Annotated in this window: 17 protein-coding genes; 13 read left to right on the top strand and 4 right to left on the bottom strand. The window is 49.3% G+C overall.

Annotated features, from left to right (window positions below):
- The first annotated feature begins 7 nt into the window (after nt 1–7).
- The 8 genes from ACM62G_RS23505 to ACM62G_RS23470 are packed head-to-tail and all read left to right on the top strand — an operon-like array spanning nt 8 to nt 6,301.
- Nucleotides 8–883, top strand: a complete 876-nt coding sequence (locus ACM62G_RS23505; RefSeq protein ID WP_419735693.1) for a nucleotidyltransferase domain-containing protein — start codon at nt 8–10, stop codon at nt 881–883.
- Between the two features lie 25 nt (nt 884–908).
- Nucleotides 909–1,715 (top strand): methyltransferase domain-containing protein, encoded by an 807-nt coding sequence (locus ACM62G_RS23500; RefSeq protein WP_419735692.1) that lies wholly within the window; start codon nt 909–911, stop codon nt 1,713–1,715.
- A complete protein-coding gene (locus ACM62G_RS23495; RefSeq protein WP_419735691.1) occupies nt 1,708–2,388 on the top strand; it encodes a hypothetical protein in 681 nt (226 codons plus the stop codon). The genes ACM62G_RS23500 and ACM62G_RS23495 overlap by 8 nt, the downstream gene beginning before the upstream one ends.
- A 7-nt stretch (nt 2,389–2,395) precedes the next feature.
- Complete coding sequence (locus ACM62G_RS23490; RefSeq protein WP_419735690.1) at nt 2,396–3,151, top strand: phytanoyl-CoA dioxygenase family protein; 756 nt, start codon at nt 2,396–2,398, stop codon at nt 3,149–3,151.
- A complete protein-coding gene (locus ACM62G_RS23485) occupies nt 3,148–3,969 on the top strand; it encodes a phytanoyl-CoA dioxygenase family protein (RefSeq protein WP_419735689.1) in 822 nt (273 codons plus the stop codon). Before ACM62G_RS23490 ends, ACM62G_RS23485 begins: the two co-directional genes overlap by 4 nt.
- Nucleotides 3,959–4,798, top strand: a complete 840-nt coding sequence (locus ACM62G_RS23480; protein WP_419735688.1) for a hypothetical protein — start codon at nt 3,959–3,961, stop codon at nt 4,796–4,798. Before ACM62G_RS23485 ends, ACM62G_RS23480 begins: the two co-directional genes overlap by 11 nt.
- A gap of 8 nt (nt 4,799–4,806) precedes the next feature.
- Entirely contained in the window at nt 4,807–5,274 is a 468-nt protein-coding gene (locus ACM62G_RS23475) for a hypothetical protein (RefSeq protein ID WP_419735687.1), read from the top strand.
- Nucleotides 5,264–6,301, top strand: coding sequence for a pyruvate kinase (locus tag ACM62G_RS23470; protein ID WP_419735686.1), 1,038 nt, complete (start codon nt 5,264–5,266; stop codon nt 6,299–6,301). Before ACM62G_RS23475 ends, ACM62G_RS23470 begins: the two co-directional genes overlap by 11 nt.
- A gap of 33 nt (nt 6,302–6,334) precedes the next feature.
- On the opposite strand, the gene ACM62G_RS23465 is transcribed toward ACM62G_RS23470, so the two are convergent.
- From ACM62G_RS23465 to speD, 4 genes are all read right to left on the bottom strand, one after another.
- The gene (locus ACM62G_RS23465; protein WP_419735685.1) at nt 6,335–7,333 is read right to left on the bottom strand and encodes a nucleotidyltransferase domain-containing protein; all 999 of its coding nucleotides are present in this window, start codon (nt 7,331–7,333) and stop codon (nt 6,335–6,337) included.
- Between the two features lie 98 nt (nt 7,334–7,431).
- Complete coding sequence (locus ACM62G_RS23460; RefSeq protein WP_419735684.1) at nt 7,432–8,532, bottom strand: DNA glycosylase AlkZ-like family protein; 1,101 nt, start codon at nt 8,530–8,532, stop codon at nt 7,432–7,434.
- Between the two features lie 40 nt (nt 8,533–8,572).
- Nucleotides 8,573–9,715: a hypothetical protein gene (locus tag ACM62G_RS23455; RefSeq protein WP_419735683.1), complete on the bottom strand. Its 1,143-nt coding sequence runs from the start codon at nt 9,713–9,715 to the stop codon at nt 8,573–8,575.
- 90 nt (nt 9,716–9,805) lie between these two features.
- Nucleotides 9,806–10,231: an adenosylmethionine decarboxylase gene (speD, locus tag ACM62G_RS23450; protein ID WP_419735682.1), complete on the bottom strand. Its 426-nt coding sequence runs from the start codon at nt 10,229–10,231 to the stop codon at nt 9,806–9,808.
- A gap of 338 nt (nt 10,232–10,569) precedes the next feature.
- On the opposite strand from speD, the gene ACM62G_RS23445 reads away from it, so the two are divergent.
- From ACM62G_RS23445 to ACM62G_RS23425, 5 genes are all read left to right on the top strand, one after another.
- Nucleotides 10,570–10,773: a hypothetical protein gene (locus ACM62G_RS23445; protein WP_419735681.1), complete on the top strand. Its 204-nt coding sequence runs from the start codon at nt 10,570–10,572 to the stop codon at nt 10,771–10,773.
- Between the two features lie 196 nt (nt 10,774–10,969).
- Complete coding sequence (locus ACM62G_RS23440; protein ID WP_419735680.1) at nt 10,970–12,118, top strand: JmjC domain-containing protein; 1,149 nt, start codon at nt 10,970–10,972, stop codon at nt 12,116–12,118.
- 91 nt (nt 12,119–12,209) lie between these two features.
- Nucleotides 12,210–13,328: a hypothetical protein gene (locus ACM62G_RS23435; protein WP_419735679.1), complete on the top strand. Its 1,119-nt coding sequence runs from the start codon at nt 12,210–12,212 to the stop codon at nt 13,326–13,328.
- A 13-nt stretch (nt 13,329–13,341) separates the two neighbouring features.
- On the top strand, nt 13,342–14,622 hold the full coding sequence (locus ACM62G_RS23430; protein ID WP_419735678.1) for an HlyD family secretion protein: 1,281 nt from the start codon (nt 13,342–13,344) through the stop codon (nt 14,620–14,622).
- Nucleotides 14,615–16,768 carry a peptidase domain-containing ABC transporter gene (locus ACM62G_RS23425; protein ID WP_419735677.1) on the top strand — a complete coding sequence of 718 codons (2,154 nt, stop codon included), beginning with the start codon at nt 14,615–14,617 and terminating at the stop codon, nt 16,766–16,768. The genes ACM62G_RS23430 and ACM62G_RS23425 overlap by 8 nt, the downstream gene beginning before the upstream one ends.
- Nucleotides 16,769–16,783: the final 15 nt, after the last annotated feature.

Here is a 16,783-nt window from a genome sequence, read left to right as displayed (position 1 = left end):
CGTCACGATGCGCAATCCGACAGAAACACTCAATATTCCCTTTTTGCTGGCTGAACTGGAGTTCAATTGCCTGACCCATCATGTCTATCTGACGGGATCCCTGGTTGATGGCTACGCTAACGCAGGCTCAGACATCGATTTATTTGTGATCGGCGAGCAATCGAACAACAGAAGCAGCGCACAGTACTCTAAGACCCAACAGCGCTGGCTCGATGTCCGCTACCTTACTGAAGGTGACATCCTATCTTTAAAGCAGCAAGTTGAGGTCAATGAGAAACTTCCTCGCCACTGGGGGGAACACAACATCGCGAACCTCGATAGGCTGGAGACTTATCATCGGCTCGCCAATGCCACGCCACTGACAACTCAATCTCACTCAACGGCCATCCATAGACTCGTGGATCGCAGTCGCCTGAAATTCGAAGCAGCAATCACACACCTGATCATTGCTAGAGCCCGATGGGAAGATGCTGCCGGTAGCCTGGTCAGCGAGGACATACAGCAATGTGCGTTTGTCGCAGAGATAGGGCTCTGGCATGCCCTCGATAGCATTGCCGCACTACAAGGCTTGACTAATCCGTCATCCAAGTGGCGCTTGAAAAAAATGGCACAAATGCACATGGATGCCCCATGGTTCAACAATGCGAAAGATTATTTTCTGCACGATCGACCAAGCGGATTCTCATCACTCAAGCCCTTGCTACTGCTGGGGCCGCTTATTTATCAAGTCACCCATTATCTTTATGCAGGGAATTTTGATAATACCCTCCCCGATTGCCAGCCAGGTGAACGCGTCGAGGTAGACAGCCAAGGCCTGGTGTTCATTGGCGCCGGCACCCGGGCTCGCAGACCTGAAAATACAGCTGAACGACCAAATCATTGAAGTACCTGCCACATGGACCGTTGTAATGCCGAGTTTCAAGACGGAAGTAATTGGTTACGATCAACGTGCTGAGTTCTACCATTTAGAACAAGATGGAAAGCATGACTTTGAGTTCTATCAACGGCAGGCTTGCCAGCACAGAGGGCCCGGCTTAGTAATTCCCTGCGGCGCGGGACGACTGCTGGGAGCTCTGGGCAACCTGAATAACATTGTCTATGCCGATCTCGAACCTCAAATGATAGAGCAGGTGCGTCGACATCTGGACCAACGTGGAAAAGCAATCTCTGATGCGCAAATCATCAACCTACTCAGCATAGAATTTTCACCTGAGCAGAAATTTGAGATGATTGTTATTCCCGCAGAAGCCATTCAGATGTTTTCAGAAAATGACGTCTGTTGCATACTGCAGAACCTCGCTACCCTTCTATCCCCCACTGGCTGCATTCTTGTAGATATCGCACACTTTCGCAGCACACCTCAAACCAGTGCAGAAGCTCCATCCTACTATGATAAAACACAAAACGGCAAACAATGGCTGAGTTGGGAACGGAAAAATGGAGATTCAATTATAAGCCGTTATGTAACCCACCAAGAACAGCACTACTTTATAGACTTCACTTTTGATTACGTCATTAGACGCGCAAATGAAGTCACGAATCACCAAGCTAAACTAAAGCTTTGGCGACATTCAGAAGAAACAATTCGCATTGCATGCCTGAGCGCCTCCCTAGAGATCACAGAGACATTTAATAGCTATAGCGAGCGCGAAACCAGCGAACCACAGAGAACGATCGTAAAACTAAGTCAAAAGGCAGTACCAAAAAGTGCTTGACTACAATCAAAACTATTACCAGCAGTACTTCAAAAACAACTTCAACGAAGAATTGATGCCGGGCCATGGCGTTGAGGCCTGCCTCGACTGGGCATCGACCTGCTTTCGCCCTGGACGATGGCTCGACGTGGGCGCCGGCCCATGCAGCATGTTCTGGTCAGTGACAGCCCCGATCAGCATTGACGCAATCGCATTGGCTGACCTGTCAAGGGTGCCACTGGACATGACAGCGGAACTGATACGCACTCGGAACTGGCCACCGGCCTACATTCAGGCATTACATTACCTAGGCAAGACGGAAGATCATCTGAACACCCTGGCTAATGCCCCGCTCGACATTCATGAGTTCAATGCATTTGAAAAGTGGCCCGACGTAGGCGTATTCGACTCGATCAGTGCATTTGGTCTCGCCGGGATCGCAGACTCGATATCAACTCTAGATACCTTATTGACCGAAGCGAAAGATCACCTTGCTCCTGGCGGGGTTCTATTCGGTGCGTCATGGGTTTTCAGCAACACATATGCAATGAAACTCAAGGGACGTAAGCAGTGCCTATCCTCACTCGCGGAGCGGCTAGCTACACATGGCTACGAAGACATCCAAACCACGGAAGTCCCTCTAACCTCCGACGACAACTATTACGGCATCATGCTGTTCAAAGGGAGGGCATGACATCAACATGCCGCTCTCCAATACCAAATTTTCACTTCAATGCCAGGGCTTCGATCACGTCTGCGGTGCGTTCGATGCAACGACGATTTCGAAACTCAGCAGACACGCCGATGACCAATATGACCCTACCTATTCGGGCCATAGGGTCATACGCCCTAACTATCATGAATTAGCCATTTACGCACCCTACTTCGCCGACTCAAGAATCGTCGATAAAATAGAGAACTACCTGGGAGCACGCGTTAAACTGAGCTTGCTAGAGCTCGCACTCAGCCCCCCCCTCGAGGAGGCCGAGGACGCTGCAGACAGGACAGCCGGCTATGACTCACACAGCGGCCTGGGGATTCACTTTGATGGTGCATGGCTCGAAAAGGACATCGGCCTAATCTCCCCACCTCCCCTGACCACCAAAGTGGCTATTTGGCTCAGTGATGTGAGCAGTACAGGAGGCTGCCTACGAGTATATCCAGGTAGCCACTTGACGCGGGACGACATTGCACAAGCAAGCTCAGGCATACACCAGACCCATGATATCGAAGCGCATGCAGGCGACATTACTTTCTTCGACCGCAGATTACTCCATACACGAACCATCAATCGCTCGCCTGTGATGCGTAAGGTGCTGTTTATGGAATACTCAGTGACTTGGCTTAGACGTAAGCAACCACTAGAGATTGACGAAGCAACAAAAGCCTGCATCTCACCGTTGGCCAGGAGACTACTGGCTTCACCAACAGATCCTTGGGAAGATTATTGGCCATGAACGAAGTGCACCCCGCTGGAGAACCCAAGTCGCTGTCAGAGCAAATTCAGCGCGACGGGTATGTAGTGCTTCGCAACCTTATGGATAGCCAAGAATTAGAACATCTTCTCAACCATGCTGATAATTTTTGGGATACCCTGCATGACCCACAACGCCCCCAAAGCAAGCTAGAAGTCCATGGCGCGGCTGTCGCCCAAATTGCTAGCGTTAGAATGGCCGCTTGCAAAAAACGTCTAATTGATACGGTACTGACTCTGCTAGGTCCGAATATCTACGTAAACTACATCGGTTTTACAATCAACCCTCCTCAATCCGAAGATAAACAGCACATGGCCTACCACCAAGATGGTGGGCGTATATCCAAGGAGCATGCGCAGTTTTTTGAGCCGAGATACACGGTCAAAGCAGCAATTTGGCTAACCGACGGAACGAGGCTAGGCGTTGGAAATTTCTATGTCATTCCTGGCAGTCACCGTTGGAAACAAAAGCCTGATACAAAAATCGACGAGCTGGCAATTCCGGTTTATGTCGAACCCGGGGACGTCATATTGTTTGAGCGCCGAGTCTGGCATACACGAAAAACCAACACCTCAAACACACGAAGGAAAGTGCTGTTTGTCGATTATGCACCACGCTGGATGGAGCCTAAGTGCCAGATGGATATAACCCCTCCACCGACCTACAGCAGCCCCGTGGAAGAGCAGCTTTTCAATAATAAAGAAACTTGGCGTGCTTACGCCCCAAGAAAGATAGACCTACCAGCGCTGGATTACATGAGCAGTGCCGGATTGACCAGGAGTGTAGAAGATGAGTCTTAGTGTATCGAGTATTCGATATCTCGCATGGCTACTCGACAAAGCCCCGCTTAATGGACCAGTACTGCTGCTCGGAAGGCAGATGGTCTTCGCAACATCCAGCGATGTTGACTGGGCTATTCGCCAGCAGGGGCAGACGCCTCGAGTCACCCATGTAGAGTCATCTCCGCCCAACATCCCAGGGTTAGACCTGACGCTGTATGGGCATTACACAAACGATATTACCGTTATGCGGATGTTACTGGGGGACGTTGAGGTCGATGCTATCGACATTGATAGCTACCAGAATGCCAACATTATCCACGACCTGACGCAACCTTTTCCCGAGGCGCTACGCAATCACTATGGATTGATTTTGGATGCAGGGACGCTGGAGCACGTCCTGGAATGCACATCGGCTCTGACGAATATTTTAGACTGCCTAAAACCGGGCGGGACAATGATACATATGTCCCCTGCAGGTGGTTATCTAGATCATGGTTACTATCAATTCAGCCCGATTTTTTTTGAGCATTACTATAAATCGAAAGGCATGGAAGTTATCGACATGACGCTCGTCGAGCAGCCGATCAGAAAAACCAACCATGCCCCTTGGAACTTCTGGGTATGGAACCCTGCAATTGTGCGGAAAAAATTCGTCAGCTTGAATCCAACATCCATATTCTGTGCTGCACGAAAAACAGAAAAAAACGCTACCACAACACCTGCCAACCAAGACTTTGCGGCCTACCTCGCAGAAGCCGCAGACTCCCGAGAATTTGAGACAAAGCCATGGGGCCTCACCGAAATACAAGCGCTTGAACCAGTAAGCAGCCCTTCTCTTTCGGAATGAATAGCGCAATGAACGAACAGATTTCAATGTTCCTCACCGACGACCCATCGCCCGTGAAGGAAATCATCATAAGCCTCCAAGACAAAGCTTATGGCATGATACAGTCCGGCATAAAGACCTACGAGTTTCGCAGACGCTGGAAGCTCCCAGCAGCGATCGCCTATATCTATCGAAGCGGAAAAAAGAGAGAACTCTGTGCTTTTATCGAACTTGGCCAACCAATTCACGGCTCGCCTTCAGAGATTGCGGCAATTGCCGAAAAAATGAATCCCGGAAACGGTTCTAGCGTAGAAGAATATTTCATTCCCACCCAAGGTGGCTACGCTATTCCTATCAAGCGATTCGTAGAGTTTCCTGCGATTTCGCTGGAAGAGCTTCGCGCTTGCGGTGCTCAGCCTCCACAATATTTTACATACCTGAAAAATTATCCATTACTGAAAAAATTGATTGAGGAGAAACTATCTAATGTCAATTAGTTATCCCGCTATTGCAGTGACTGTCGGCCAAGCAACCTGCACACCTGATATGTTGCTGTCTATGCACGAAGCGGGCGCAACGCTCTTCAGATACAATTTGGCAGCTCAACTAGGTCTAACAGAGCATCGGCGCCGAATGGATATTTTCCGTACGGTGCAAGGGGCAACCCATAGCTCAGTAAAACTACTGCTGGATGTGCCATTCCCTGGCGCAAAATTCCGTGTCGGCATGCTGCCTGAGCGCAAGCATCTCATCGAGACTGGTACGACTCTAACATTCACTACCGGCCAAGAAACAAATGACATCAATACTTTTGTACCTGTGGATGTAGCGCAGCTCGGTCTGTTAGTGACACCAGGGGCAACTGTAACCATCGGTGATGGAGAGTTGGCGTTTCACGTTGACCACGTGGTGGATGACAGCACCTTCGTGGCTACGGCCATCACCAGCAATTACCTGCCGTGCCAAAAGTCCTTGAACACCGGCCGAGTCAATAACTCAGCCACCCAGCAAAATGGCGACCTGGTTAGCTTCCTCGCCGAAATAAGCCCTGAGTATATTGCCTTTTCGTTCGTTGAAGATAAAGAGGGCAGCGAAGAAGCCTTTTCCGCTCTAGCAGCGCAGGGACTGAAAAGGCCGTCTTACAAAGCAATTGCTAAAATTGAAACCCTAAAGGGCGTTCGTAACCTTCAAAGCTTTGCCCATCTCTACGACGGAATCATGGTTGCTCGAGGCGATCTGGCCTTGAATGTTGACTGCCATTACCTTGGCGAAATACAGGACTACCTCATCAATTTTTCTAAACAGAACGAACTTGAATGTATCGTCTCTACACAGGTCTGTGAAAGCATCGATGCCAATGCCATCCCTAACCGGGCTGAACTTGTGGGCATGTATCAACTCGCCAAGTCAGGTGCAGACTTTATTCTGTTAGCTAAAGAAACCAGCACCCTATCCAGCCCATTACAGTCCATCAACGCCGTGCAAAGAACCATTGCAGCAGCGAAGAACCCACTGCTTCAATGATTCATTGAAGCAGGCTCGGCTTAGCCCTGACCTTCAGGCCAAGCCGAGCAATCCCAGACCACACAGATAGCTCACACGTTTTTGAAGACTATCAACCCCCTCCACTGCGATACTGCGCGCAGTCAGCGACTCTGCAAGTTGCTCAATAGCCATCTCTTCGTTCAACAGCAAAACGCATGCTGTAGACGTGATATCCAAGGCATAATATTTATCACCATTGCTGGCAATGAACCCACTTTCTCCATAGTGTACGAAGCTCAACGTCGACGCACGATACCGGACACTATCATTACCTTCAGAAGCAGACTCAACGCTGCCAAAGAAAACTGTCGCGAGTAGGCGCCGGTATAACGACAATGCCTTTACCAAAAGTTCCTTGTAACTTTCTGTTGCTTCGCCAGCAACAGGATAAAAAAGGCGCCTGTAGCTACAAAATAGATCTGAGGACTCCCCCATTTTCCGCCTGGCGCGCTTTAAGCGCCATTTCACTTTGGGATAGGCATCTCCCGATTGAACGAGCCAGGCATCAACCGCACAGTCGACGAGCACCTGGGCAAAATATACCGCCGACAGAAGATCATCCTCACCCACCGATCCAATGAGATCTTCGTAACGGTTTTGGCAATAGAACAAATGATAGGCAATCAACTTGCTCTTGAATGCCTGCACATCAACATCCTGAATCAGGGACTCGTAAAAGCGGCTTCCATGAACAGGCTTTCCAAACAGAAGCTTGTAGAGAACCTCAGCATCCCTCAGATTGCTGAAAGAGAAATTTTCAGCTAGAAGACGATTTTTTTCGGCACCGATATCCTCTGCCGTGAGCAGCGTATACTCGACCAAACGCCCCTCATAGCGACGAATAAGTTGCTTGCTTACTCGCTCCTTGCTTTCACGGTCTACCACCAGAAAAAAGTCGTAGTCAGACGTTTTCGTTTGTAGACCCTCCGAAAAGGATCCCACCAGCAAAGCTGCTTGAATATTTGGAAGAGCTTCCCTGGCAAGATGATGAAAAATCGCTTGGTAATCCATATTACCCCTGAACCTAAAGCAAGATAAAAAACAGGCCCACCTGCACCTAATAACACCATCAGCTCCGTGGTGTATCGATGCTGACCGTTAGAATAGAATTACAGGAAAGAATGGGCTGCAACCGAATACTCTGCCCGCTGCGAACAATCAAATCGCAAAAGGTGCTCATGCCAGCAATCAATGATTCTCGAACGGACACCCGGTGCTAGCTCCGGGCACAGCATGATCGTATGGTTAGTAGCTTTTACACCTAAACTCCATACACCTCTTATTCGGCCATCGAGCATCACACTGGCTCTTGCCTCGCCGGTTTTGTAAAAAAGCGCTTGCAATCCATATTCGCCAGCATAACGCCACCGCGTCTCGTAGTAGGCCTTAATGAAAGGATCCTCATATGCCAAGAAGATAGGCGTAGTACTGCAAGATACCGAAGAGGGGCCTGAAAACCGTGCATCACGATGAATGTAGAATATTTTCTGACTGCTATTGCAACTCACTTCATAGATCAGACCACATTCCAGCAAGCGCTTTATGGCGGCAGTCAAACCTCTTACGTCGAGCCCGCTCCACCATACAATGTCGCCTCGGGTCACCGGACCATAGGCTTCAACATATCGCTGCAGAAGGTAATCCAGCGCAGCATCCGGATTGATCGAACAAAGCGAATTATCAACCACGAACGCCCTATCCTCACTGGCCCAGCTACTGGACTCGTTGACCATCTTGAGCCTGGCATCATCCCAGAGGTAACGAGTCAACTGCCAGGCGACATGGGAAACCGTCACTCTCGAACGTGAGGGCAAACCTTTCTTAAGAAGAATCTCTAGCGCTAAAGCCCTGATTTCCTCCTCAGATACAGCACCAGAAGGGATCGACGCTAAGAGCGCATGCCCCATCTCCTGCACATCTTGCGCGTTAAACCCAATTCGCGAGAACGAGTTGAAACGACGGCCAACGCGGTAGTGCCGCGTGGCAAAATGAAAGTTAGGGAAGTCACATTCTGTCGCATAGTGCAACGTCGACCGCATGACAGGTGCCTTTCTCAGTGCACACTGGTTAGGCGGCGTGATGAAGCCCCCTGATACCCCCTGGGAACGGGCAACCATCGTCATCTGCGGTGTTTTCACACGAGCTGCGTGCAACCCTACGGCCAACTTTGCCATGCGAGTGGGAATGCAACCATCCCACTCTGCTGACATGAGTAGTCGCCTTGCTACCGATCGATGACAGAAATGAATATCAACCAAAGCGTCCCCAATTCACTACATGCCTACTTAACTCAGAATGAACGATAACACCTTGGTTAACGATCAGTCCCTTGGTATAGATCGATTGTGGCTGCCCACTACGCATTCCTTCCACCAATCTATGGATATGAGGCGCATAAATCTTGTTCGCCACTTGGACAGCAGAAAGCGGGACTGCAGCCGGCAGGTTGTCAATCTTGCAATGCAACACGCCATACCTCACCATCACCGGCTCAGCCAGGCTTGTCATTTTATCGAAGGTCGGCATGTAGCCTCCACCATAGCCCGCTGTAGCATCCACGACTACGGAGCCAGGCTGCATCGATCGAATGATTTCAGCAGATACCATGGCAGGAGTATCAAAGGTCGATATCAGAATAGCGCCGATAAGAATGTCGGTCGTTGGAGCCAATCGCGTAAGCACATCAAGACTATTGACCTGCACGTTTATATTCTTTCCGAGCCCATCAAAATACGCTTTGGTCTGGGCAGATGATATTTCGCTCGAACACAGCATCGTCACGCACGCGCCCACGCCAATTAGCGTTTCAGCGGCCGCTCGCCCAACATTTCCAGAGCCAATAACAACACATTTAACGGGGTCAGCTCCACACCACTTCGGCAACGGCAGTTTTCCCAAGCCTCCCAAGTGGCTCTGCATATAATGAACACCATAAAGTGCGGCCTGCACCCCAGCGATGGTGCCATTGGCTACTCCCAAAGGAAAACGGCCGTCATCGTCCTCGAAAAATTCGTATGCATACGCCGACATCTTGGCCTTTACAAGGGCCTCGGTCAGCTCAGGGTCACCCTCAGCATGCATAAGCGCCGCGACAGTTAATCCAGGCCTGAAAAACCTGAACTCCTCAGAGACAGGCGCCTTATATTTGAGAACGATATCAGCCTGTTGCCACGCCTCAGCCTGTCTACAAAGAATTGCCCCTGCACGCGTGTAGTCATCATCGGAAAGGCCGAGCTGACTGCCATAACCATACTCGACCCGTACATCAAACGCATCACTTGACAGTCGCGAGACTGCTTCTGGCAGCAGAATAACGCGCTTTTCTCCATGCATGACCTCGTTAGGAAGGCCAACTACAAACCGCTTACTTGCCATAATTATATTTAAACTCATTCACACCACAGGGGTACAACATATACTCGCAGAGGAAGCTCTCAGCACTAATTCAACGGAATAAATAGTCGACAAAAATATCAACCACGACTATCCCGCAGCACTGAAAGTAGAACCCTGCTCTTGCAACGGAGACCTAGAGAGCTCGGGCCGAGCCAAGGAACGCAAGATCAAATTATACGAATATGTCGCACAGCCGAGTCGCTCACGTATCAGGTCGACGGCCTTCTCAGGATCGCACTTTTCACCACATGTAAAAATATCAATAAAAAGAGACCCAAACTCAGGGTAAGTATGAAATGAAGCGTGCGACTCCTCTAACATGGCCAGGACGGTAACACCTTGCGGCTCGAATTTTTTGTGTATGACGTCACACACCGTAGCCCCCGCAGCAAGCGAGGCCGAACGAATCAGGTCGCTCAGGAAATCTACATCATCGAGAATGGCCGAGGAAACATTGAACATTTCGGCGAGAGCATGCCGCCCATGAAAAGCGCCATTTGAGTTGAGACTCATGCAATATCCATTTGCTAGATGGTTGAACCTAGACGACATTACTACAATAAAAACAAGCCAGCGTCAACGAGGGAATCACCCTCAATCGGTTTAGCAGAGTCGACCTCATCTGCGCTAGTGGGGATCTTCATGGACTACACACACGCAACTCTTGCAGTTTCACCGGAAATTTCATAGCATCCGCGACGGCTGAAAAATGACACCTGTAAACAGTTCGGCGGCACTGCACACTTAAGCAGTGCACGCAGTGTTGACCGGAATGGATGGGCCAAGCCTCAGCTGATACAACATGCAAAAAAGCATTTTTTGTCGTTACCAATGGAAAGGAGAACCGACAAATGTCTCAAAGCCCTATGGCTACTTCCAAGCTCGTTATTGAACCTGCAAGCAACTCTGTAAACCTGGACCGACTGGGCAGCAGCCATGCAACCTATGGCGATGTTCTTGATGCCTTCGCTCGTGAATTGACCTCAGAAGAAATTCTGCTCATTTCCGGCGCAGCGAAGTCAGGCGGTTCTTACTGCGGCACCGCCTACGCTTAGTAGGTTGGGCTGGCTGCCTCAAAGGTAGTCAGCCTCTACCGCAGCAAAAAATCAAAGGGCGCTCCCTTACTCAAACCAGGTGGTTACAAGGTTACCCCTTCTTGATAGGCACTCCTTACAAGCCGTGACGCATGGCGTATCGAGTTGCTTTACCCAATGTTGCCCAGCATTCAAACAGCCAAGATAGCAACCGAAAATGACTATCGACTTCAAGATTAGCCCTGAAAGCTTCAAAAAAGAATACCAAGAAAGCCTACCACTTATAATAAAAGGCGGTCTGCGCAACACCAATATCAGCTGGAATGATATCAACGACATTATCTCACGGTGCGACCCTCAATCTGAAAATTTTCGGGTTTCATTCCCAAGTGGAAATATCGCAAAAGAAAAGTACGTTGACACGTTCTTCCATGTAGGTGATGTACGCAGAAGACTCAATAAGTCAGCGCTGTATGGATACCTACGCGACGGTGGAACGCTTGTCGCCAACCATATCTATGACGAGCCTGTTTTCAATGACTTGGCAAAAGACATTGCACAGTTCACCGCAAGACAGACCGTCACCTCTGCTTACATCGCCTTTGGCAAAACAGACTCATATCGAGCGCATTGGGATTCACGCGATGTGTTCGCTGTCCAACTGAAAGGTCGTAAACGCTGGGTCGTTCATCGCCCTTCCTACCCCGCACCGCTCTACATGCACCAAAGCAAGTACCTTGAGCAGGAGTTTCCCTGCCCTGACGAGCCCTATCTAGACTTCATCCTCGAAGAGGGGGACGTTTTCTATATCCCTCGGGGCTGGTGGCATAACGTCACGCCGCTGGACGAGCCCACGGTCCACCTGGCGATTGGCACGTTTCCAGCCTTTGCGGTCGACTACGTACGCTGGATTTTCAAGCAGTTGCCAGATTCGATCCTCGCTCGAACTGCCTTGGAAAACCATGAGCAGGACCGAGATATCATCAAGGCACTGAGCAATCATATCAGCGAGCTGATGAATGACCGCTCCCGTTACGAAGCATTCATCGAGTCACATACCCGCGACCAGGTTCTTGAGACCCGGCTGAATCTGCAGACGCTCGGCGATGCTCACGTTACCAAGCTTACGCCAAACACTAAGCTGCGATTCAACGCTCTACGTACCGACCTTGCAGATGACTACCTTGTCACCAGCAGCGGGAAGTTCACATTCAAGGACGATCTGGCTGAGCTGAAAAATTTGTTGATCGAACGTCAGGTGTTGACGGTTGCAGAGGTCGAGGCAAGCTTGCCTGGACAACCAGCGGGACACATCGCTGAACTCCTGCATCAGCTTGCTACCCATGGAGTCGTTGAGATCCTGTAGCCCCCATGATGGTCGAAGCACCCAACGAATGCATCCGGGGTCGCTTATTGCTTCCCCGGTCGATCATGGACGCCCTGCGAAAGAACCGATAATGACCTATCAGTTACCTTACCCATTTGATGCCTTGCTCATGAAGCAGAACAAGATATTTCTCTTATTCTGCCCGCCTGACTGCCTAGACGAAGAGCAACGTCCTGTATTGGAAGGGCGATCGATGCGCCATCCTCTCCCACAAGGCGCTTTTGAAGCATGTCCTTATGCTGACTCTCGAAGCATGAGCCAAAAGCGCATGAATACAGAGTCACTCAAGTCACTTTCACGGCACAAGGAAGAAGTCTCAAGCTTTATCTACAACATAGGGAGCACTCTCAAGAAAGAGACTTTCCAAGGAAGCACCCAGTATGACCTTGCTCAGCTCTATGCACTTTCCTATATAGGCTACAAATCCCCTAGCCTGCATTTTTGCAATGAGCTACTCGGATCCGGCTACCAGGTTCCTACGGTCCATGCGATCGCATCAAGGTTCTTTCACGGCCTGGTAAATATGCTAGATCTGTTGATGCTTGAATCCGGCGGATCGCTGGCCGGCGTATACATGACACCACAGGAACTCTATGAATACGCCGACAGCCACGGTCACCTCCTGGGCTTAAAAGAGGCATGCGCCGCCTCCCCTGCCACGATCATAAAATTTCTTGAATTATGCCAGGACGCCCTGCAAAGCTCGACGCATCAAGCTACCAGCACCTTGCACACAATCCCATCCATCTATCAACTCGCTTGTATTATTTTGGAGCTTGAGTTTACTAGTCTGGTATACGAGACAGTGCGCTGCAGGCTTTGGAAACTGACCCATTCTAATGGCAGCGCAAGCTTAACTCAGCTATTTGCGATCCCTCATTGTCGTATTGCCAAACGACTGGCCTCCAGCGATCACCCATTTGAGCATGTGCTGTTTCACCGAGCATTACATCAATGGCGCCTGTTAGACAGCTGTTCAGCACCAGCACAGGCCATGCGGCAAACTGCAATTGAATGCCTAATCGAAGTGGCACAATGCGCAATGGATCACGAAACGGTCCACCGCCGTATGCGTGAAAGTTTCATTGAGGTCCTTTCATTCCACGCAAATCAAATCGATGATCTCATTCCTGGAGGCGCCCTGCTCTCCATGAATCTAGACACCTTCTTTGGCCGATGGCCCGCGTAGCGCTCATTGGAATATGCAAAATAAAGAACTTTTCAGAAAAGAAGCGTTGAATGCAAGGAACGCCTCCCGACCAGTGCATGGCGACGTACTCCTGTATTTGCCGTCATCCTACCGCCTCGTCATCATATTGATCGTCACAGCATTCATCCTCTTGGTAGGTACACTCCTCTTTGGTTCTTACACAAAGAGGGTCTCCGTCCATGGAGAGTTGCTCGCCACACATGGTGCTTTACCCGTCTACCTACCTAAAGCAGGTATTATTAAAGAATACTACGTAAAAGAGGAACAACGAGTCGAAAAAGACGCGCCGTTGTTTCTAGTATCAACAGAGGTATTTGGTGCGGGCAGCCGCGGCACCTCAAGCGAAAAGATAAAACTACTACACGAACAAAAAAATCTAGTCCTTGCGCAGTTAGATAGCGAAGAGCAGGTATTTAAAGACAATCAATCAAGCCTTGACCAAAAAATCCTATCCCAGCGCAGTGAGGCCAAGCTCATTGCAACACAAATATTAGAAATCAAAAGAAAGAACTCTCTTTTATCAGAAAGCCTGAAAAAGTACGAAGAAGCTCGTACACAAGACGCTATCTCAGACGATGCGATCATCGAAAAAACCATATCTGCGCTCAATAGCAAAATCGACCTCAATGAGCGGGAGCGGCAACTTGAATCATTACATCGCGACATCGCAGCACTCGAGCTAGAGCGCAAAAAATCTGCATCCGACCTTAACAAGACCACACTAACACTGAAAGCTGAACTTTTAACACTGGAAGAGCAGATCCTGGCCGTTGAATACGAAAAAGGAATGGTAATTAAGGCGCCACAATCAGGTACAGTGACTGCGATCCAGGGAGTCAACGGTTCGTATTACGATAACACGAAACCTGTTACATTCCTTATGCCCTCCACGTCTGAGCTCGAAGCACGGTTACTTGTACCGGCATCAGCTATTGGATTCATCAATAAGGGCGATGTTACCTACCTGCGCTATTCTGCATTCCCCTATCAGCAATTCGGACAAGGTAAAGGCAGGATTTACTCGATATCTGAAACCTCATTGGCACCCACTGACATTTCCATGACAACAGGTTCCTCAGCAACTGAACCCATGTATCTAGTTAAGGTTGAGCTCGAGTCCTCGTTTGTGAAAAACGCAGGAAAAGTTTATCGATTGAAACCTGGGCTTCTTTTGGACGCTGACATCATGCTAGAGCACCGAAAAATCTACGAATGGATGCTGCGACCGTTTTTCGCCATTTCTGAAAGATCCAGGCAATTTCATAATGAATAACAAACCCTACCTTGAGAAGCTATTTACCTCGCGCTTCCCAACGATTCTCCAGACAGAGTCCACCGAGTGCGGACTTGCTTGCGTAGCAATGCTGGCAAACTTTCACGGCCACCGCGTGAGCCTGCGAGAGCTTCGCTTGAGATTCCCTGTTTCTCTCAAAGGCATGGCTTTAGGCTCTCTGCTGCGAGTATGCAAACACAATGGCTTGTCCAGCCGCCCTGTTCGAACAAACCTAGCTGGGTTGCAACAGGTCAGATTGCCCTGCATTCTGCACTGGAACTTCAACCACTTTGTCATTCTGACCGCTATCGACCAGGAACATGCATGGATTGTCGACCCTGCACATGGCGAGCGTCGAATCCCTTTAGAACACCTGTCCCGATCATTCACAGGTGTCGCCATCGAAGTCTGGCCTAGTGAGGAGTTTGCCCAGACCAAACCTCAGAAGCGTCTACCGCTTTGGCAAATCGCTGGCCGGCTCAGACGACACAAACGGGCAATCGGAGTCGTCCTCTTGTTGGCCTTGGTCGTCGAGATCTTAACGGCGATAGCACCATACTATATACAATTGGTAATCGATAGCGCGGTTAGTGCGAATGATCGATACATCTTTGCAGTACTGGCTGCAGGCTTCGCTGGTATATACATCTTCAAGAACCTCACAATTGCTGTACGCGGCTGGTTTTTGATGTATCTGGGTACAAGCCTAAATGTTCAATGGAAAGACAATGTCCTCGGGCATCTTCTTTCACTTCCCTTGGAGTTCTTTGAAAAAAGGCACGTCGGCGACGTCATGTCTCGCTTCGGCTCAATTGAAGCAATTCAACGGATGATCACGACCTCATTTGCCGAGTCCTTACTGGACGGTCTATTTTCCGGTCTCATTATCATCATCCTGATAACCTATCAACCGATGCTAGGCAGCATTGTTTTACTCAGCGCAGCGTTGTACTTTTTATTTCGCTGGATTTTAAACAGCCGCATTATCGAAGCCACTCGCGACGAAATAATTCAAGGCGCCAAACAGAGTTCCTACCTCTTAGAAACATTACGAGGCGTAAGACAAATAAAACTGTATGGCCAGCAGGATGATCGCCGTCTATCTTGGATGGTGCTATTCATCAACCAGACCAACGCAAAAATCGCAACACAAAAAATTGAAGTCACTCTCAAATTTGTACGAACATTCACATTTGATATCCAGAGCATTATCGTCATTTGGCTAGGCGCACTATTGGTCATCGATCAGGAATATTCGTTAGGAGCACTGGTAGCGTTCTTAGGCTACAAAGTTCTCTTTGAAACTCGAATCGCTACGCTGATCGACAACATCTTCGTTATCCAAAATATTCAGATTCAAGCCGATCGCCTGAGTGACATTGTACTTACTCAGCCCGAGACCAAGAGCGAGCCAACATGTCGACCTCTTCTCTCATTGCCAGCTAGCCTCGAGTGTCAAGAGGTCTATTTCCAATACTCCCTGTTTGAAAGAAATGTCATTGACGGCCTTGATCTTCATGTAGAAGAAGGTGAGTCAGTGGCACTCATTGGCCCTTCTGGCTGCGGTAAATCCACTCTTTTTAATGTGATCCTCGGAATTTATGAAGGTGCCAAGGGCCGAATCCTGATAGGAGGAGAAGAGGCCAAAACTCTAGGAAACGAGAATCTACGGTCACTGGTGGGGGTCGTTCTACAAGACGACATTTTATTTGCAGGTTCGATCGTTGAAAATATTGCTGGCTTTGACAACCAAGTCGATTTTGAGTGGGTCATGCGTTGTGCAGAATTGGCCAACATCTCGAAAGAGATCGACGCAATGCCCATGGGCTACTACACGTTGGTAGGTGACATGGGCACGGTGCTCTCTGGGGGTCAAAAACAACGACTTATGCTGGCTCGTGCTTTTTACAAAAAGCCCCGGATACTGCTGCTCGATGAAGCGACCAGCCATCTGGATGTCGCGAATGAAAGAGCGGTCAATCAGTCGATCAGGTCATTAAATATGACTCGGATTTTCATTGCACACCGCCCTGAAACCGTCTTGTCAGCCGATCGAATCCTGCTGATGGACAAGGGCCGAATAGCCTCGACTCTCACTCCAGCCGAGGCAGCAGATTACTTACAATCAATGAACGAGATTCAATAGAAAACTCGCCGCCGG

The organism is Pseudomonas sp. COR18 (assembly GCF_048568395.1).
GTDB classification, from domain to species: Bacteria; Pseudomonadota; Gammaproteobacteria; order Pseudomonadales; family Pseudomonadaceae; genus Aquipseudomonas; species Aquipseudomonas fuscovaginae_B.
The sequence above is the reverse complement of the archived record's forward strand: the minus strand, read 5'-3'. Positions and strand labels throughout refer to the sequence as shown.